Below are 17,969 nucleotides of genomic sequence, written 5' to 3'. Positions count from 1 at the left end.
TCTCGGAGTCCGGGCGGATCAGGACCGCGGAGGTCGTCGGGGTTCACCGTGCGTCGACGGAGGTGATCTCCTCCCGCAGTGCCGTGGTGTCCGTCTTGCCGTTGCCGGTCAGCGGCAGTTCGTCGCGGACGTGCACCGCGTCGACCACCATGTAGAGGGGCAGCCGGTCCGCGCACTCGCGCTTGAGCTCCAGAAGCCCCGGGCCCTTGGGCCCGTTCGGCACCACCACGGCGTGGATCTTGGCGTCCAGGCCGCTGCCCACCACGACGCACGCCGCCGAGGCGACCTTGGGGTTGGCGGCGACCACCGCCTCGATGTCACCGAGTTCGATCCGGTGCCCGCGCACCTTCACCATGTGGTCGCGGCGACCCACGTACTCCAGCATCCCGTCCGGGCCCATCCGCCCGATGTCCCCGGTGTAGTACGGGCCCTTCTGCGGCTCCTGTCCCCAGTAGCCGAGCATCACCGTCGGACCGCTGACCACGATCTCGCCCTCCGTCGCGCGCGGCGGGTGCAGCCGGATGAGGTCCCCGGAGACCGCGGTGCCGATCGGCAGCGGACGGGTGCTGCCCAGGTCCCGGTCGGTGACCTCGTAGCTCGTGCACACGTTGGTCTCGGTCGGCCCGTACCAGTTGAGCATCCGCACGTCCGGCCACGCCTTGCGCAGCTCGTGCACCTGCTGGACGGGGAACGGCTCCCCGGCGAAGACGCAGACCCGCAGGTCCTCGGGCGGCTCGCCGGTCAGCAGCTCGCCGCGCTGCATCATCAGCACCAGCGCGGACGGCACCGAGTACCAGACGCTGATCCGCTCACGGCGCATCAGGGCGCCGAGCTGCGCCGGGTCGTAGGCGAGACCCTCGGGGATCAGCACGACCGAGGCGCCCGCCAGGAAGGTGGCGTACAGGTCGAAGACCGACAGGTCGAAGTTGAACGGCGCGTGGTTGGAGAGCCGGTCGCCGGCCGTCACCCCCACCTCGGCGGCGGCCCAGCGGACGAACGAGAGCGCGTTGCGGTGGCTGATGCAGACGCCCTTCGGCTCACCCGTCGAACCGGAGGTGTAGAGGATGTACGCCGGCTCGTCGGGCCCGTTCTCGTACGGGGCCGGGGCGTCCTCGGCGGGCGCCTCCTCCCGTACCTCGTCGAACGAGGCGAGCGGCAGCGAGGGGTCCCAGTCGGCGTCCGCGGCACGGCGCACGCCGTCGGCGTCGGCCACCACCAGGGCGGGCGAGCAGCCGGCGGCGATCCGCAGCACACGGGCGGCCGGGTTGTTGGCGCTGACCGGCGCGTAGATCGCGCCGACGCGCAGCGCGCCCTGCATGAGGGCGATGGCGTCCAGGGTCTTGTGCGTCCACAGCACCACCCGGTCGCCGGGCCGCACTCCGCGCCGGTGCAGCGCGGCCGCGTACCGATCGGCGAGTTCGTCCAGGTCCCGGTAGCTGAAGACCCCCTGGGAGGAGCGCACGGCCGGGGCGTCCGGGGCGCGCCGCGCTGAGTCGATGACGAGCTGGTGGAGCCTCACAGACCTATCTCCTTCACTATCAACTGACGCTGGATGTCCGACGTTCCCGAGAAGATCGTGCTGGGCACGGCGTCGCGCAGGGCCGCCTCGATGCCGTCCTCGCGCAGATAGCCGCGGCCTCCGAACACCCGGACCGCGTCGGCCGCGGAGGCCAGCACGCCCTCGGACACGGCCAGCTTGGACAGGGCGATGGCGAGCACCGACGGGTCGCCCTGGTCCATCGACCAGCAGGCGCGGTACAGCAGCAGCCGGGCGCTCTCCAGACGCAGCTTCATGTCGGCGATCCGGTGGGACACCGCCTGGAACTCGCCGATCCGGCGCCCGAACTGGCGGCGCTCGCGGGCGTGCGCCACGCACTGCTCGACGAGCCGGTCGAGCAGGCCGAGGTAGAGGGCGAACAGGCAGGCCCGCTCCCAGCCCATGGAGTGCTGGAAGATCGCCGCGCCCCCTCCGACGGTCCCGAGCGCGTTCTCCTCGGGCACGAAGCAGTCCTCGAAGGTGATCGCGCCGGCCGGGCAGGAGTGCATGCCCATCTTCTCGTACGGCTTGCCGACCACGACCCCCGGCGTCTCCCGGTCGACGACCAGGCCCGTGACGCCGAGGAAGCCCATTTTCGGGTCGACGGTCGCGTAGGTGACGTACACGTCGGCGGCCGGACCGTTGCTGACGAAACTCTTCGTGCCGTTCAGCACGAACCCGCCGTCCACGGGCCGGGCGATCGTGCCGAGCCGCGACGAGTCCGAGCCCGCCTCCGGTTCGGTCATCGCGTTGCCCGCGATCAGCCGGCCCGACGCGAGCGCGGGCAGCAGCCGCCCGCGCAGCGCCTCGCCGCCGAAGCGGGCGACGGGCACGGCGCAGGCGAAGGTGTGCGCGGCCGCGCCGAACACCAGGCCCGTGTCCGCGCAGCCGCGGCCCACCGCCTCCACGACCCGTGCCGTGTCCAGGGCGCCGAGCCCCTGCCCGCCGTACTCCTCGGGCAGGCAGGAGCCGAGCATGCCGATCTCGCCGAGGCGCAGCCAGTCCTTGCGGGAGTAGAACCCGGGGCCGGGCGGCGCGGGAAACGCGGTCCGGGTCGCTTCCAGTACCTCGTCGTAGCGGGCCTGTTGGCCCTCGTTCCAGCCGAACTCCACATCTGCTCCTGGGGTACGGGGAAGGGGGCGCCCTCCCTCATCGGATCGCTGGTCAGTCCTGCTCGGGGAAGTGCCGCAGGTTCCGCGGGCCGACATAGCGCAGCCGCGGGTGGATGCGCCCCTGACGGGTGCGCTGCTCCTCGACGTGGGCGAGCCAGCCCGGCACCCGGGCGGCCGCGAACATCGGGACGAACAGGTCGGCGGGCATGCCCAGCAGGTGGTAGATCGCGGCGGCGTAGCAGTCCACGGTCAGATAGGGCCGGGGGCCCTTCGACGGGTGGGCGGCGGCCCGCACCGCGTCCAGGACCTGCAGGACGTGGTCGTTGCCGGGGGTGCCGTTGAAGCGGCGGGCGGCCTCGCGGAGGGGCCGTACGCGGGGATCCTCCTCGGCGTGCGAGACGGTCCGGGCGCGTGCGGCGGCGGCCTGGTCGACGCGGCCGCGCAGATAGGCGGCGGCGGTGTCGGGGTCGTCGTCGCCTCGGGCCAGGTCGATCACCTGGTGGGCGGCGCCGCCGTGCAGGGGGCCGGTGAACGTGGCGAGGGCCACGGTGATGGTGGCGAAGGTGTCGGCGCCGGTGCCGGCCGCGACCCGGGCGGCGAACGCGGAGGCGTTGCAGCCGTGTTCGGCCTGCAGCACGAGGCAGAGGTCGACGAGCCTGACGCGTTCCGGGTCGCGGGGCAGGCCGAGCATGTAGAGGATGTTCTCGGCGTGCGACAGCTCCGGTGCGGGGCTGGGCATCCGGCGGCCCGCGCGGGCCGCCTGCTGGGTGGCGAAGATCGTCGGTATCCGGGCGATCAGCCGTTCGCGCAGGTCGATGTGGGCGGCCGGGTCGGCGTTGGCCTCCGCGGCGACCCCGAGGGCGGGGACGGCGGTGCGCAGGACCGACGAGGTGCTGGCGCCCGCGTTGAGCACGAGGTTGGTGGCGACCATCGGCGGCAGCTCGCGGGCCGCGGCGAGGCGGGTGCGGAAGGCGCTCAGCTCGTCGGGGTCGGGCAGCCAGCCGCGGATCAGCAGGTGGACGACCTCCTCGAAGGTCACCCGGCCGATCAGCTCCTCGATGGGGTAGCCCCGGTAGGAGAGCCGGCCGCGGGCCGGGTCGACCTCGGAGATCCCGGTCTCGCCGACGACCATCTGCGAGATGTCGGCCGGCTCGTCACCGCCCGGGCGCTCGTGCTGCTCCGGAGTGGCGTCGGCGCCGGGCGGGACGACGGGCAGCGCGGGGGCGATCGACGACGCGTCCGGCGGCGCCTTGAGCCGGGACAGTTCGGCGAGCCGTTCGTCGTAGAAGGCGCGCAGCTGCCCCACGGAGTCGATGTGCTCGATGAGATGGTCGTCGAGTGTGGTGCCCAGCTCGTGCTCCAGGTGGACCTGGAGTTCCACGGCGGTGAGGTTGTCCCAGCTGGCCACGGCGCGAAGCCGCATCTCGTCGCCGATGAACTCCGACGGCATGTCGAAGACGCGGGAAAGAGTGCTGATGACGGGGTGCACCTGGGCCATCTCCTTGTCGTGCGGCGCTGTTGAGGGGGTGGGCCGACGCGCGGGTCAGCCGGCCAGGTCCGATGTCGCCTGGCCGCCCTTGTGTTCGGGCAGCCGGACGACGGACGCCGGGCCCGAGCGCGAGGAGACGAGGTCCATCCGCGCGCGCGGGACGAAGTACGGGAGCACGGGGCCGGCCATCGCCGTGGTGATCAGCGCCATCAGGACCATCTCGGTGAACAGGGTCTGGTCGAGCACCCCCAGGTTCAGGCCGACCCCGAGGATGACCAGTTCGGTCAGGCCCCGGGTGTTCATGAGCACCCCGACGCCCGTCGACTCCCGCCAGGTCAGCCCGAAGGTCCTGGCCGGCAGCGCGGCCCCGAGCAGCTTCCCGATGATGGCGGCGGCGAGGATGAGCGCCAGCTCGCCCCAGGCCGTGGCGGACATCGACGCGATGTCGACGGAGAGCCCGGTGATGATGAAGTAGACGGGCAGCATGAGCTCGCCCGCGTGCTGGAGCGGGCGCAGCATCTTCTCCTCCAGCAGCTCCTTCGGCTTGCGCGGCATGGCCAGTCCGAAGGCGAACGCGCCGAAGATCGGGTGGATGCCGATCTTCGCGGTGGTGTACGCCGAGAGCAGCAGCCCGGCCGTCACCAGTCCCGCCAGATAGGTGCCGTTGCCCCGCTTGGACGTCCATGCGACGGCGCGGGCCAGCAGCGGGCGGACGACGGCGATCATCGCGGCGCCGTAGCCGGCCGACATCCAGACCGTGTCGGTGAATCCGGAGGGCCCCGACGAGGTGACGATCGCGACGACCGCGGCCAGCAGGCACCAGGCCAGTACGTCACCGAAGGCGGCGCTGGTCAGCGCGAGCGCGCCGATCTTGGTGCGTCCTATGTGGTTGTCCTTGAGGATGCGGGCCAGCACCGGGAACGCGGTGATCGACATGCTGACGCCCAGGTACAGGACGAAGGAGAAGAAGGGGACCGTGTCGCCGTCGACCCGGGAGTGGTTGCCGTAGATGATCGCGGCGACCCCCATGCCCAGGACGAGGGGGCCGAGCATGCTGCCCGCGGTCACCCCGGCGACCGAGCGTTTCCTGCGGCGCATCGTCGACCAGTCCAGCTCCCAGCCCACGGTGAACATGAAGAGGAGTAACCCGAGTTGGGCGACCATCGCCAGCAAGGGCCGGACGTTGTCGGGGAACAGGCGCTGCGTGAGGTCACCGGGGAACAGTCCGAGCAGACTCGGACCCAGCAGGATGCCCGCGGTGATCTCTCCGATGACGGCCGGCTGATGGACGCGTTGCGCGAGACGGGCGAGGGCCGCGCCCACGACGAGGATGACGGCGATCCCGGCGATGGCGGTGGCCTGCATGTCTTCGAGCGCGTGCGGATGCGTCACGGCATCTCCTTGGCTTCGGCAGTCCTCAACGGTCGAGCTAATTCATTACTCATTGAACTCAACTGGTGATGAGTTTTGCATGGGCCGAGGCGTCCGGACAAGGGGCGTCGGCGGCCGGGGATGCCGTGCGGGCGGCCTCACGGGGCTTGCTGGGGTCCCGGCCCTGTGCAAAACTCCCTAACTGTTGAGTTCACCATATGTTGAGTTACGTTTCCCGAGCACGAACCGCGGAAGGCGGTGCCAGACCATGCGTGAACTGGTGGAGGTCATCGAGTCCCCGGACTCGGTGCCTGCCGATGTGGCGGCCCTCGACGTTCCCGAATCCTTCCGGGCCGCCGTCCTCCACAAGGACGAGGTGGGGATGTTCGAGGGCGTCCCCCTGCGCGAGCGGCGCCCCGCCGACTCCCTCCACATCCAGGACGTGCCCACCCCCGACCCGGGGCCCGGCGAGGTCCTCGTGGCGGTCATGGCCAGCGCCGTGAACTACAACACCGTCTGGAGCGCGCTGTTCTCGCCCGTCCCCACCTTCGCCTTCCTGGAGCGCTACGCCCGCCTCGGCGGCCTCGCGGCACGGCACGACCAGCCGTACCACGTCATCGGCTCCGACCTGGCCGGCGTCGTCCTCAAGTGCGGCCCCGGCGTACGCCGCTGGAACACCGGCGACCGCGTCGTGGCGCACTGCGTCTCGGTCGAACTGGAGGACGCCGAAGGCCACGGCGACCCCATGCTCGACCCCGAGCAGCGCATCTGGGGATACGAGACGAACTACGGCGGACTCGCCGAACTCTCCCTCGTCAAGGCGACCCAGCTGATGCCCAAGGCCCCCCACCTCACCTGGGAGGAGGCCGCCTCGCCCGGACTGGTCAACTCGACCGCGTACCGGCAGCTGGTCACCCGCAACGGCGCCGGCATGAAGCAGGGCGACAACGTGCTCATCTGGGGCGCGAGCGGCGGCCTCGGCAGCTACGCCACCCAGCTCGCGCTGGCCGGCGGCGCCAACCCCGTCTGCGTCGTCTCCTCGCCCGAGAAGGCGGCCCTCGCCCGCGAGATGGGCGCCGAGCTGATCATCGACCGCACCGCCGAGAACTACCGCTTCTGGCGCGACCCGCACACCCAGGACCCCAGGGAATGGCGCCGCTTCGGCGCCCGCATCCGCGAGCTCACCGGCGGCGAGGACGTCGACATCGTCTTCGAGCACCCGGGACGCGAGACCTTCGGCGCCTCCGTGTACGTCACCCGCAAGGGCGGCACCATCGTCACCTGCGCCTCCACCGCCGGCTACGCCCACGAGTACGACAACCGCTACCTCTGGATGAGCCTCAAGCGCATCATCGGCACCCACTGCGCCAACTACCGCGAGGCCTGGGAGGCCAACCGCCTCGTCGTCAAGGGCAGGATCCACCCCACCCTGTCGCGGACCTACGCCCTCGACGACATCGCCGACGCCGTCCAGTCCATCCACCGCAACGAACACCACGGCAAGGTCGGCGTCCGCTGCCTCGCCCCCGCCGAGGGCCTCGGCGTCACCGACCCGGAGTTCCGCGCGCCCCGCGAGGCGGCCATCAACCGCTTCCGCACCCCGGCGCCGGGCCCCGCGACGACCGAACCGGCCCTCACGGCGACCCTCACCAGGCCCACGACGACCGCGGAGGCCGCGGCATGACCGACCACACCCGCCACTCCGGCCCCCTGGGCATCGTCGGCCTGGGAACCATCGGCAGCGCCCTCGCCCACCGGGCCGTCCTCGCCGGGCTCGACGTCCTCGCGCTCGAACCCCGCCCCGAGGCGCACACCCGGCTGCGCGCGCTCCTGGACACCTCCGTCGCCGACGGCACCGTCACCCGCCAGGAGGCGGCCGACGCACACGCACGCGTACGGCTCGTGGACCGCTGGGAGGAGCTCGCCGGCGCCCGCACCGTCGTCGAGGCGGTGCCCGAACGCCGGGACGCCAAGGTGGAGGTGCTGCGCGAACTCGCCCGCGTCTGCCCCCTGGACACCGTCCTCGTCACCAGCGCCGGCGCCCTCTCCCTCACCGACCTCGCCGCCGCCTCCGGCCGCCCCGGCCGGCTCGTCGGCCTCCACCTAGCCCTGCCCACCTCCGGCGTCGCGGAGATCGGCCGTACCGTCATGGCCGACACCTCCGCACTCGACCGCGTCCACGACCTCGCGGGCGCCCTCGGACTGCGCCAGGTGACCGTCGGGGACCGGGCGGGACTGATCTCCGCGTCCCTGCTCTTCGGCTTCCTCAACCAGAGCGTGACGATGTACGAGCAGCGGGTCGCCGAACGCGACGACATCGACGCCGCCATGCGCTACGGCTGCGGACTGCCCCTGGGCCCCCTGCAACTCCTCGACCTGGTCGGCACCGACACCGCCTGCGACATCCTCGACGTCCTCGCCGCCCGGCTGGACGAGCCCGCGCTCCAGCCCGCCCGCCGCCTGCGCCACATGGCCCTGGCCGGCCTGCTCGGCCGCAAGTCCGGACGCGGCTTCTACGACTACCGGGCACCGTCCTCGCATTCCGCCGCCCCCGCGGCGCGCCCCGCCCCCGCCACGTCGCCGATCACCACCGTCGGCATCGTCGGCACCGGCACCATGGCCACCGGCATCGCGGAGGTCTTCGCCAAGGGCGGCTGCGCCACGGTCCTCGTGGGCCGCACCGACGAACGGGCCAAGTCCGCCTGGGAGTCGGTCGCCGGGTCGACCGGCCGGGCCGTACGGCGCGGAAAGCTGGCCGAGGCCGAGCGCGACGCCGCACTCGAACTCCTCACCCCCGGCAGCGACCTGACCCGGCTCGCCGACTGCGACCTGGTGATCGAGGCCATCGCCGAGGACCTGGACGTCAAGAAGCGGCTGTTCGCCAAACTCGGCGTGCTCTGCAGGCCGGGCGCGCTGCTGGCCACCACCACGTCCAGCCTGCCCGTCATCGAGTGCGGCCTCGCCTCGGGGCGCCCCGAGGACGTCATCGGCATGCACTTCTTCAACCCGGCGCCCCTCATGCGGCTCGTCGAGGTCGTCCCCTCGCTGGAGACCTCACCCCACCACGTGCGCACCGCCCGGGAGTTGTGCGAGCGACTCGGCAAGCACCCCGTGCAGTGCATGGACCGGCCCGGCTTCATCGTCAACGCCCTGCTCTTCCCGTACCTCAACGGCGCCGTCCGGCTGACCGAGAGCCACTACGCCACGGCCGACGACATCGACGACGTGATGAAGCTGGGCTGCGGCTACCCGCTCGGCCCCTTCGAACTGCTCGACGTCATCGGCCTCGACATCTCGCTGAGCATCCAGCGCGTCCTGCACGACGCCGACCGCCACCCCGGCTCCGTCCCCGCGCCCCTGCTGGGACACCTGGTCGCCGCCGGCCGCGCGGGACGCAAGTCCGGGGCGGGCTTCCGGGTGTACGGCGGCTGACGCGGCCACGGCCCGTACGGCCCCGTACCGCCCTGAACGGGCGTACGGGACCGGGCGGGCACCGCACGATCCGGCGTCCCGCGCACGGGCGCCCCGCACAGAGGGAGCAGACGATGGGGAAACCGGGCTCCGACAGGACCACCCACACGGGCGGCGCCGACGCCCTCGCCTGGGAGATGCTCGCCGAACTGACCGGCTGCCTGGAGCCGCCCTGGCCCGGCGGCGCGCCCGCTCCGCACACGGACGGCGCCGAGCGGCGGCCGCACGACGCACGGGGCCCGGTGGACACCGTGTCCGCGGCCCGGGAGGGAGACGAGCAGTGACAGCCATCCCCGCACAGCGCGCCGAAACCGGGCACCCCCCGGCCACCCCGCACCCGGCGCCCGTGGACGGCGCCGCCGCCACGGTGCGCGGCGCCGCCCTCGCGGCGCGCGAGGCCGCCGTCGCACTGGCCACCACGACCGGCGCCGAACGCGCCGGCGCGCTGCGGGCGATCGCCGCGCACCTGACCGCGGGGCAGGCGGACATCCTGGCCGCGAACCGGCGGGACGTGGCCGCGGCCGAGTCGGCCGGACGGTCGGCGACCGTCCTCGACCGGCTGAGGATCACCGCTCCGCAGCTCGCGGCCCTCGCGGACATGGTCACCGACCTCGCCGACCAGGCCGACCCCGTCGGCGAGACCGCCGCCGGCGCCGTGATGCCCAACGGCCTCGAAGTACGGCGGATCCGGGTGCCCCTCGGCGTCGTCGGCATGATCTACGAAGGCCGCCCGAACGTCACCGTCGACGCCGCCGCCCTCTGCCTCAAGAGCGGCAACGCGGCCCTGCTGCGCGGCTCCTCGACCGCCCGGCACACCAACGCCGCCCTCGTCTCGGTGATGCGCTCCGCCCTCCGCGACACCTCCGTACCCGCCGACGCCGTCCAGCTGGTGCCGGGCACGACCCACGCCTCCGTCCACGAACTCATGGCGCTGCGGGGCCTGGTGGACGTCCTCATCCCGCGCGGCGGCCGGGAGCTGATCCAGGCCACCGTCCGCGAGTCCGCCGTCCCCGTGATCGAGACGGGCGTGGGCAACTGCCACGTCTACGTCGACGAGCACGCCGACCTCGACAAGGCGCTCGCCGTGCTGCTCGACGCCAAGACGCAGCGGCCGTCCGTCTGCAACGCCACCGAGTCGCTCCTCGTCCACGAGGCCGTGGCCGCCCGCTTCCTGCCCCGCGCGCTCGCCGCCCTGGCCGCACACGGTGTCCTGGTGCACGGGGACGAGAGGGTGCGGTCCTTCGACGACGCGGTGGTGCCCGCCACCGAGGAGGACTGGGGGCGCGAGTACCTCGCCCTCGAACTCTCCGCCGCCGTGGTCGGCTCGCTGGACGCCGCCGTCGCCCACATCCGGCGCCACGGCAGCGGCCACACCGAGGCGATCGTCACCGACTCGCAGACCGCGGCGCGCCGGTTCGTCGCCGCCCTGGACACCGCGGTCGTCGCCGTCAACGCCTCCACGCGCTTCGCCGACGGCGGCGAACTCGGCCTCGGCACCGAACTCGGCATCTCCACCCAGAAACTGCACGCGCGCGGCCCGATGGGAGTGACCGCGCTGACCACCACCAAGTACGTCCTCGTGGGCGACGGGCACACCCGGGGCCAGGCCGCGCCACGCCCTTAGACAGAGGAGGTCCGGTCATGTACGTACGCATCATCACCGCGGCGGAGCCCACGGGGTGGCTCCTGTACGAGGACGAGTCACGGGGGGAACGCCGGCAGCCCGTCGCCGTGGCCGCCGCCCCCTGGCTCGGGCTCGCCGGAGCGGACGACGACCCCGCTGAGTTCCACATCATCCGCGGCATCGACTGACCGGGGACCCGGCGGCCGCCTCGCCGCCGGCCGAAAGGCCGGCGCGAGGGGCCCCGGCGCGTCGGGAAGGGCCGGACCGCTCGCCCCCGGGCAGGCGGGTCCGGCCCTTCGTGCGCCGCCCGGTCAGGGCCGGGCCGCGTACTCCCGCGCGGGGCGGACCCGGATGCGGATGCGGGCCGGAGCGGGTTCCGGCGGCGGGGGAGCCGTGGAGCGCGGGGCGGCCGGACGGGTGAGCGGCGCCAGGTCGTCCGGGTGGACCACCTCACGCGTCGAGCGGCCCCGCAGCGGTGACAGTTCCCGTGCGCCGATGCCGACGAGCCCGCGCGCCACCGCCCGGCCCTCCTCGTCCAGCAGCTCCACCGGGTCACCGGCGACGAAGTCGCCCTCCACCCGGGTCACTCCCGCCACCGTCAGGGCACTGCCGCGCCGGATGACGGCGGCGACCGCGTGGGCGTCCAGGCGCAACGCGCCGCGCGGGCTGCTGGCGTGCTCCAGCCACAGCAGATGGTCGGCGGAGCGCTGCCCGGTGCGGTGGAAGAACGTGCCCGTCTCCCGTCCGGCCAGCGCGTCACCGGCGTGCCGGGCCGCCGTCAGGACGACGGGAACACCGGCGTCCGTGGCGATGCGGGCCGCCTCCACCTTCGTCACCATGCCCCCGGTGCCCACCCCCGAACTCCCGGCGCTGCCGATCTCCACGCCCTCCAGGTCCTGCCGGCCGCGTACGTCGCTCAGCCGCCGGGAGCCCGGCCTGCGGGGATCGCCGTCGTAGAGGCCGTCGACGTCGGACAGCAGGACCAGCAGGTCGGCGCGGACGAGATGGGCGACGAGGGCGGCGAGCCGGTCGTTGTCACCGAATCTGATCTCGGCGGTGGCCACCGTGTCGTTCTCGTTGACCACCGGGACGGCGCCCATGGTGAGCACCTGCGCGAGCGCCCGGTAGGCGTTGCGGTAGTGGGCGCGGCGGCTGACGTCGTCCGCGGTGAGCAGCACCTGCCCGACCCGCAGTCCGTGCCGGGCGAAGGAGGCCGTGTAGCGGGCGACCAGGAGTCCCTGGCCCACGCAGGCGGCCGCCTGCTGGCGCGCGAGGTCGCGCGGGCGTTCGGTGAGGCCGAGCGGCGCCAGGCCGGCGGCGATCGCCCCCGAGGAGACCAGCACCACCTCGGTGCCGGCGGCCCGGGTCCGGGCGAGCACGTCCACCAGGGCGTCCACCCGGTCCGAGTCGAGGCCCCCGGCGGCGGTCGTCAGAGACGAGGAGCCGACCTTCACCACGATCCGGCGCGCCGCCAGCACGTCGGGACGCGGCCACGCCGTACCGAGCGGCCCCCCGGGTTCCGGGCCCAGGAGCGGGTCCGGCTCCGGGCCGGGGGTCCTGTGCGGCCCGGAGCCGGGCGTCTTCGTCCGCACCGGGCGGGTCACCGGAGCACCGGCTCGGCCAGCGGACGGGGCGTCAGAGGAGTCAGGGGCGTCTCACGGTTCACGAAGGGGCTCCGGGGTATCTCGCGCAACAGGGCGTGGACGGTCTCCACGACGAGGACGGGCCGCTCGTACGGCAGGTCGTGCCCCTGTCCCGGCACGGCCTGGAGCACCGCGCCCGGGATGTCCTCCACCAGCCGCAGTGCCTGCGCGGGCGGTGTGACGCAGTCCAGGGCGCCGACCAGGACGCGGGTGGGCACCCGGCGCAGCGCGCCGAGCCGTCCCGCGCAGTCGTGGGTGGTCAGGGCGGCGTAGAACTCGGCGATCGTGAGCGCGGGGATCTCCCGGAAGGCCCGCGCGCCCTCCCGGACCGTCTCCGTGTGCGGCCCCGCTCCGAACACCGCGCGCCACAGCGGCGCGGCGGTCGGATGCGACAGCGGGCCGGTGACCAGCCGGTGCACGGCCTGGGCCGAACGGGGCGAGCGCAGCAGTCCGTCGGCGACCCGCTGCCGCGCCTGCGCGCGCCGCCGGGCGGCCGGTGTCCCGGGCCGCTCCCGGGGCGTGGTCATGCCCGCCCCCACCTCGTTGAGGCACGTCGAGACGAGTCCCACCGCGGCCACCTCGGTCCCGAACAGCCCGGGCCGGGCGGCCGCCAGCTGCTGGATGGACATCCCGCCCATGGAGTGGCCGACGAGCACCACGGGCCCGCCGTCCCCCGCGACCTCGCCGAGCACCAGCGCGAGGTCACTGCCGAGCAGCGCCATGTCCAGCAGCGCCTCGCCCCGGGTGGAGCGGCCGTGACCGCGCTGGTCGTACGTGACCACGCGGACCGCGGGGAAGCCGCGGCGGGGCCGCACCAGCGCGTCGGTGTGCGGCCGCCAGTCCTGCGCGCACATCGTCCAGCCGTGGCACAGCAGCACGGTGACGGGGGCGGTGGGTGCCCCATACACGTAGACGGCGATCTCGGCACCGTCCTCGGTGGTCACGGTGCGGGTGGGGTGAGCGGGGCGCAGGGGGTGACGGAGGGAGGGGGAGGAGCCGGGGGCCGCGGGACCACCTGGCCGGGCGAGGCCGGTGGGGTCGGTGGCCGCGGTGCCGGGGTCGGCGGGGTCGGCGGGGGTGGCGCGGGTGGTCAACGGGGTCATGACACGGGGTCCCGGTCGAGGTCGCGGCCGAGCCCGGCGGCGAACGGGGCGGCGGCACCGGCGGGTGGCGCGCCGCCCGTACCGGGTCCGTCGCCGGCACCGGTCCCCGTGCCGGTACGGGTGTCCGTCCCGGCGTCGGCGCGGGACGTGCCCGCGGCGCCGTGTCCCGCCGCCCGGGCGACGTGGACCGGGCGCGCGCAGGCGTACGCGCATCCGGAGGCGGACCGGGCGGTGTGCCAGGCCTGCTGGACCTGGCCGAAGGTGAGCCCGAGGACTCCGGCGATCCGGCCGGGCGACCACCCCTGCCGGTGCAGGAACCACACGTACGCCGGGCGCTCGCGGACCGGGGCGCTGATGTGCCGGGCGCCTTCCGCCAGGGACGTGGCCAGCTCGGGGCCCACCGCGTCGAGGGTGCCGGCGACCCGGAGCAGTTCCCGGCGCTCCCGGACGTTGAGGCCGCCCCAGATGCCGGTGCTCTCCTCGTGGAGCAGGGCCTCGTGCAGACAGTGCTCGGCCACCGGGCAGCGGGCGCAGAGCCTCTTGGCCGACGACTCGCGGTCGTTGTCGTCGGTGCCGCCGGCGGGCGGGAAGAAGATCTCGGGGTCGGCGTCACGGCAGGCGGCCCGTTCCACCCAGGGGTCGGTGTCCGCATGGTGGTGCGCGGGTGCGTGCATGGCGGTCGGCCCTTCCTCGGCGCGGATCGGATGTGGCGGGAACGGGAGTGGCGTGGGGGCGGGGAGGGGGCGTGAGGGTTCGCAACGTCACCGGTCAGAATAAACTCAACAAGCGATGATTTCAATAGGCGTTGACATCGCGGAACCCGCCGGATCCCCGGATCGCGGATGTGCCCGGGAACTGGTTGAAACGTGTACCTCAGATGGATTCCACGCTTGTTGAAATCACCTCTTGCTGAAGCCAACTCGGCTGGCGTACGGTCGCGTTGGCTTTACCCGCCAGGGCCTACGGAAAGGGCCTCGGAGAGCGCTGCCGGACGTGTCCAGGGCTGTGCCCGGACGCCCCCACCGCCGGAGCGCGCCGACGGCGGACGGCCCACGCTCTTGATCGTCACGCGCCATCGAGCTCGACGTTTCTCATCCGCGCTGAACGGCGCTCCCAACGGGGGGAGCACGGTCATACACCTGGGGGTGTTCACGTGCGCAGACTCCAAGGCGAGAGCTGTCGAACGGACCGGCGGTCGTCACCGCACTCGGACGACCGGGGTTGAGACCCCGTCGTCCAAGCCGGGCTCAGATCAGTTCGCAACTGTCCGAGAGCTCTTGGAGATCCCATGTCTGTTGTTACCGCGCCGGTCGTGGCACTGCCTCGGCACCAGGTGTCCACCGGCGAACTGCTCGACCGCATCACCGAGTTGTACGGGGACCACCGGGGCCTCCCGGTGGCCCGCCGGGTCATCGCGTCCACCAGCGTCCGCACCCGGTGGTACTCACGCCCGCTGCACCAGCAGTTCACCACCGCTCCCGCGCTCGCGGAGCGGACCCGTGAGCATCTGCGGGACAGCCTCGACCTGGCGGAGAAGGCCGCGAGCGGCGCGCTCTTCGAGGCGGGTCTGACCCCGGCCGACATCGACGGCCTGGTGGTTCTCAGCTCCACCGGCCACACCATGCCGGGGCTCGACATCCTGCTCATCGAGAAGCTCGGCCTGCCACCCTCGGTCCGCCGCCTGCCGGTGACCCAAGTCGGCTGCGCCGGCGGGCTGTTCGGCATGGTCCGGGCGATGGAGATGGTCACCGCGCACCCGGGCTCCACGGTCCTGGTGGTCTGCGCCGACGTGTACAGCCACTATCTGCACGGCGGCGACACGGGCCTGGACGGCATGATCCTCAAGGGCCTCTTCGGCGACGCGGCCGGCGCCTGTGTCGTGCGCACCGACACGGACGGCCCCCGGATGCGGCTCACCGGCTCCTGGGAGTACGTCCACCCCGGCACCCACCACCTGGTCGGCAGCCACACCGACAACGACGGGCTGCACGCGCACAACTCCCCGGAGCTGCGGCACGCGATCGAGGACGCCATGCCCCGCCTCGCCGACTGGCTGCGGCGCACCGCGCCCGCCGGTGCCGACCCCGAGCCGGGGTTCGTGGTGACGCACACGGGCGGCCCGAGAATCCTCGACGCCTTCGCCGAGGGCCTCGGCTGCGCCCCGGACATGCTCGACCTGGCGCGCGACTCGCTGCGCGAACTGGGCAACGTGGGCTCGGTCTCCGTCCTGGACGTCCTGGAACGGACCTTCGCCAAGTCGCCCCCGGAGGGCTCCGACGGCCTGCTGCTCGCGGCCGGCCCCGGCGTCTCCCTGATCGCCGTCAGGGCGACGTGGAGCACGTGGGACTGACGCCGGCCGGGAGGAACGTGGCGGCCGTGCGCCGCGAGGTGACCGAGGGGACCGCCCCACGGTCACCTCGCGGCGCACGGGCCGTTCACACCGCCTGCCGCCTGCCGCCTGCCGCCTGCCGCCTGCCGTTCTCCGAAGCAGGCGCCGGGACCCGCCCGTAGGGCCCGAGCCGGAAAGCGGACCCGGCAGGGCCTTCGCATATTCCGTCCGGGGCGCGCTACTCCGCTTCGTGCTCCGACGCCTGCGGTTCCAGCTGGGGGGACAGACGGAGCTCCAGGGCCGGGACGACCCAGGCGAGGAACTCCTCGAACTCCATGGTGGCCAGCGGGTGGATGCCGAGGATGTACCGCATGAGGGCGAGGCCGACCAGGTGCCCGGAGGCGAGGGCCGCCCGGGTGTCCGCGTCCGGCCGGTCCTTGTAACCGGACTGTGCGGCCCAGCTCTTGGTGCTCGCCTCGACACGGGCCCGCAGGGTGTCCGCGGTCGCGCTGTCGGCGAGACCGGCCCGGTAGATGGCGGTCATGGCGTACCGCGTGTCCTCGTTCTCCCAGAACGAGAGGTACGTGCGGGCCAGCCAGGAAGCCGCCGACGTGCCGTCGTCGGGACCGTCCGCGGCCTCGGCGGCGCCCGCCGCGACGTCACCGGGCCCGAGCTCCATCTCCGACGCGGTCACCACCATTCCGTCGAAGACGGACGAGACGCTCAGCGACGAGTTGACCGCCGCGTCGAACACCCCCTCCTTGTTGTCGAAGAAGTGGTGCACGAGTGCGGGATCGACCTGCGCGCTCTCGGCGATCGCACGGATGGTGGTCCGGGCGTAACCGCGGTCCGCGAAGAGGTGCAGCGCCGACTCGAGGATCTGCTCTCGGGTGCCGCTGTCTCCGGGCCGGCGTCCGCTGCGGGCTCTCACCGGACGTGACTTCTTCGGCGCGGGGGACGCCACACGCTGGGGGCTCTTGGAGTTTCGGGCAGGAGTGGGCGAACCGTCTGTGCGCCTGGGTGTCATGGGATCACTGCACTTCGGGGGTTCCGTCAGCGGTTAATTCACGGGGCAATGAAAACACTGTACCAGGCCGTATACAGGGATTCCACGCCGTCGTGATACCCACGATTGCACTGGTCGCACCGGTACGTTGGCCCCTCGGTCAACTCCGTGTCCACTAGTCTCGCCCCTCGGACCCGGCGGCGGGCGCCCCCGGGGAGGCGCGCCGCGTCGCCCGCGCCGTTCACCCGGCCCGGCCCACCGGTGACGTGCCGAGCAGGGTGGACCGCAGCCCCGGGGTGACCGTCCCGATGACCTTCTCCACGTCGGCCGAAGCCAGGGGCTCCACGCCGAGCAGGTGGCGGACGACGGCGATGCCGCCCAGCTGGGCCCCGAAGAGCGCGGTGCGCAGCTCCGCGTCCTCGTGCGGGAGTTCCTGGTCGACCTGGCCGTTGAGGCCGACGGTGATGCGTTCGCGCAGGACGCGGGACGCCTCCGCGTCGGAGAGCGCGATGCGGTACAGCTCGACGAGCGGCGACTCCTCCTCGCCGGGCTCCCACAGTGCGAGGTAGGTGCGGGCGAGCCGGGCCGGCAGGTCCTCGTCGACGCCCTCGGCGACGGCCGGACCCAGCAGCCCGGCCACCTTGACGGTCCGTTCGATCAGCGCGCCGAAGACGGCGGCCTTGTCGGGCAGCAGGCCCCGGGCGGCCTCCGGCTCCAGTCCGGCCGTCCGGGCCAGGTCGGCGAAGTCGGTCTGCCGGTAGCCCTGGCGGGTGAAGAGCGTGCGGCCGGCGGATATCAGGGCTTGGGTCGCCTCGGTCCGCAGGTCGGTCGTGGTGGTCACGTCGGTGGTGGTCATGTTCTGCAACTCCCCGTTGAGGTGTGGATCGTTCCCGTCCGTGGATGCGGGCCGGAGGTCTGGCCTCGCGGCCGTACCGCCCGCCCGGCCGCACCGTTCGGCGCTCGCGCGGGCCCGGCAGCCGTTCCATCCGGCCGCTGGGCCGCCCGGTGGCCGTTCCGCCCGGCCGCTGAGCCGCCCTGCGGCCGCTCGTTCCGCCCGGCGATCCGAGCCGTGCTGGTGCCGGGCCGTGCGGACGCCGTACAACCCCGCGCGAGCCGCTCGGCCCCGTACGTTCCGCGCGACCCGTACCTGCCGCACGGCCCCGCTGAGCAGCACGGCCCCTGCACGAGCCGCACGCACCGCGCCTGCCTGGCGTGGACCGCCGGCACGCGGGACCGGATGCCGCCGGCCCGGCACGGGAAGCGCCTGCCTCCGGCGCCGGAAGC

At 73.4% G+C, this 17,969-nt stretch carries 15 protein-coding genes; 6 read left to right on the top strand and 9 right to left on the bottom strand.

The window, feature by feature from the left end; all coding sequences use genetic code 11:
• Positions 1-43: 43 nt before the first annotated feature.
• Genes ACFY93_RS08290 through ACFY93_RS08275 form a run of 4 tightly spaced genes read right to left on the bottom strand, consistent with a single transcriptional unit; the run spans position 44 to position 5,530 of the window.
• Positions 44-1,519, bottom strand: a complete 1,476-nt coding sequence (locus ACFY93_RS08290; RefSeq protein ID WP_391354741.1) for an amino acid adenylation domain-containing protein — start codon at positions 1,517-1,519, stop codon at positions 44-46.
• A complete protein-coding gene (locus tag ACFY93_RS08285) occupies positions 1,516-2,649 on the bottom strand; it encodes an acyl-CoA dehydrogenase family protein (RefSeq protein WP_391354739.1) in 1,134 nt (377 codons plus the stop codon). Before ACFY93_RS08285 ends, ACFY93_RS08290 begins: the two co-directional genes overlap by 4 nt.
• Positions 2,650-2,701: 52 nt before the next feature.
• Positions 2,702-4,147 (bottom strand): citrate/2-methylcitrate synthase, encoded by a 1,446-nt coding sequence (locus ACFY93_RS08280; protein ID WP_391354736.1) that lies wholly within the window; start codon positions 4,145-4,147, stop codon positions 2,702-2,704.
• A 45-nt stretch (positions 4,148-4,192) separates the two neighbouring features.
• Positions 4,193-5,530: a cation:proton antiporter gene (locus ACFY93_RS08275; RefSeq protein ID WP_391354733.1), complete on the bottom strand. Its 1,338-nt coding sequence runs from the start codon at positions 5,528-5,530 to the stop codon at positions 4,193-4,195.
• A gap of 247 nt (positions 5,531-5,777) precedes the next feature.
• Between ACFY93_RS08275 and ccrA the strand changes: the two genes are divergently transcribed.
• From ccrA to ACFY93_RS08250, 5 genes are all read left to right on the top strand, one after another.
• A complete protein-coding gene (gene ccrA, locus ACFY93_RS08270; RefSeq protein WP_391354730.1) occupies positions 5,778-7,193 on the top strand; it encodes a crotonyl-CoA carboxylase/reductase in 1,416 nt (471 codons plus the stop codon).
• Positions 7,190-8,941, top strand: a complete 1,752-nt coding sequence (locus tag ACFY93_RS08265) for a 3-hydroxyacyl-CoA dehydrogenase NAD-binding domain-containing protein (protein WP_391354727.1) — start codon at positions 7,190-7,192, stop codon at positions 8,939-8,941. Before ccrA ends, ACFY93_RS08265 begins: the two co-directional genes overlap by 4 nt.
• A gap of 113 nt (positions 8,942-9,054) precedes the next feature.
• A complete protein-coding gene (locus tag ACFY93_RS08260) occupies positions 9,055-9,264 on the top strand; it encodes a hypothetical protein (protein ID WP_391354725.1) in 210 nt (69 codons plus the stop codon).
• A gap of 62 nt (positions 9,265-9,326) precedes the next feature.
• Complete coding sequence (locus ACFY93_RS08255) at positions 9,327-10,604, top strand: glutamate-5-semialdehyde dehydrogenase (protein WP_391354822.1); 1,278 nt, start codon at positions 9,327-9,329, stop codon at positions 10,602-10,604.
• Between the two features lie 17 nt (positions 10,605-10,621).
• The gene (locus ACFY93_RS08250) at positions 10,622-10,792 is read left to right on the top strand and encodes a hypothetical protein (RefSeq protein ID WP_391354722.1); all 171 of its coding nucleotides are present in this window, start codon (positions 10,622-10,624) and stop codon (positions 10,790-10,792) included.
• A 123-nt stretch (positions 10,793-10,915) separates the two neighbouring features.
• Here the strand turns inward: ACFY93_RS08250 and proB are convergent, their stop codons facing one another.
• From proB to ACFY93_RS08235, 3 genes are all read right to left on the bottom strand, one after another.
• The gene (gene proB / locus ACFY93_RS08245) at positions 10,916-12,082 is read right to left on the bottom strand and encodes a glutamate 5-kinase (protein WP_391354820.1); all 1,167 of its coding nucleotides are present in this window, start codon (positions 12,080-12,082) and stop codon (positions 10,916-10,918) included.
• A 122-nt stretch (positions 12,083-12,204) separates the two neighbouring features.
• Positions 12,205-13,350, bottom strand: a complete 1,146-nt coding sequence (locus ACFY93_RS08240; RefSeq protein ID WP_391354719.1) for an alpha/beta fold hydrolase — start codon at positions 13,348-13,350, stop codon at positions 12,205-12,207.
• The gene (locus tag ACFY93_RS08235) at positions 13,347-14,024 is read right to left on the bottom strand and encodes a WhiB family transcriptional regulator (RefSeq protein ID WP_391354717.1); all 678 of its coding nucleotides are present in this window, start codon (positions 14,022-14,024) and stop codon (positions 13,347-13,349) included. Before ACFY93_RS08235 ends, ACFY93_RS08240 begins: the two co-directional genes overlap by 4 nt.
• 614 nt (positions 14,025-14,638) lie before the next feature.
• Here ACFY93_RS08235 and ACFY93_RS08230 point away from each other — a divergent pair.
• Entirely contained in the window at positions 14,639-15,700 is a 1,062-nt protein-coding gene (locus tag ACFY93_RS08230) for a type III polyketide synthase (RefSeq protein ID WP_391354714.1), read from the top strand.
• A 217-nt stretch (positions 15,701-15,917) separates the two neighbouring features.
• On the opposite strand, the gene ACFY93_RS08225 is transcribed toward ACFY93_RS08230, so the two are convergent.
• Positions 15,918-16,610: a TetR family transcriptional regulator gene (locus tag ACFY93_RS08225; RefSeq protein ID WP_391354711.1), complete on the bottom strand. Its 693-nt coding sequence runs from the start codon at positions 16,608-16,610 to the stop codon at positions 15,918-15,920.
• Between the two features lie 316 nt (positions 16,611-16,926).
• The gene (locus ACFY93_RS08220) at positions 16,927-17,541 is read right to left on the bottom strand and encodes a hypothetical protein (RefSeq protein WP_391354709.1); all 615 of its coding nucleotides are present in this window, start codon (positions 17,539-17,541) and stop codon (positions 16,927-16,929) included.
• Positions 17,542-17,969: the final 428 nt, after the last annotated feature.

Source organism: Streptomyces sp. NPDC008313, assembly GCF_042956125.1.
Taxonomy (GTDB): Bacteria; Actinomycetota; Actinomycetes; order Streptomycetales; family Streptomycetaceae; genus Streptomyces.
The sequence above is the reverse complement of the archived record's forward strand: the minus strand, read 5'-3'. Positions and strand labels throughout refer to the sequence as shown.

Excerpts from the sequence above, each read along its gene's own strand:
- ACFY93_RS08230 (WP_391354714.1), top strand. The coding sequence starts at position 14,639 with ATGTCTGTTGTTACCGCGCCGGTCGTGGCACTGCCTCGGCACCAGGTG.
- ccrA (WP_391354730.1), top strand. The coding sequence starts at position 5,778 with ATGCGTGAACTGGTGGAGGTCATCGAGTCCCCGGACTCGGTGCCTGCC.
- ACFY93_RS08240 (WP_391354719.1), bottom strand. The coding sequence starts at position 13,350 with ATGACCCCGTTGACCACCCGCGCCACCCCCGCCGACCCCGCCGACCCC.
- ACFY93_RS08265 (WP_391354727.1), top strand. The coding sequence starts at position 7,190 with ATGACCGACCACACCCGCCACTCCGGCCCCCTGGGCATCGTCGGCCTG.
- ACFY93_RS08260 (WP_391354725.1), top strand. The coding sequence starts at position 9,055 with ATGGGGAAACCGGGCTCCGACAGGACCACCCACACGGGCGGCGCCGAC.
- ACFY93_RS08235 (WP_391354717.1), bottom strand. The coding sequence starts at position 14,024 with ATGCACGCACCCGCGCACCACCATGCGGACACCGACCCCTGGGTGGAA.
- ACFY93_RS08220 (WP_391354709.1), bottom strand. The coding sequence starts at position 17,541 with ATGACCACCACCGACGTGACCACCACGACCGACCTGCGGACCGAGGCG.
- ACFY93_RS08280 (WP_391354736.1), bottom strand. The coding sequence starts at position 4,147 with ATGGCCCAGGTGCACCCCGTCATCAGCACTCTTTCCCGCGTCTTCGAC.
- ACFY93_RS08250 (WP_391354722.1), top strand. The coding sequence starts at position 10,622 with ATGTACGTACGCATCATCACCGCGGCGGAGCCCACGGGGTGGCTCCTG.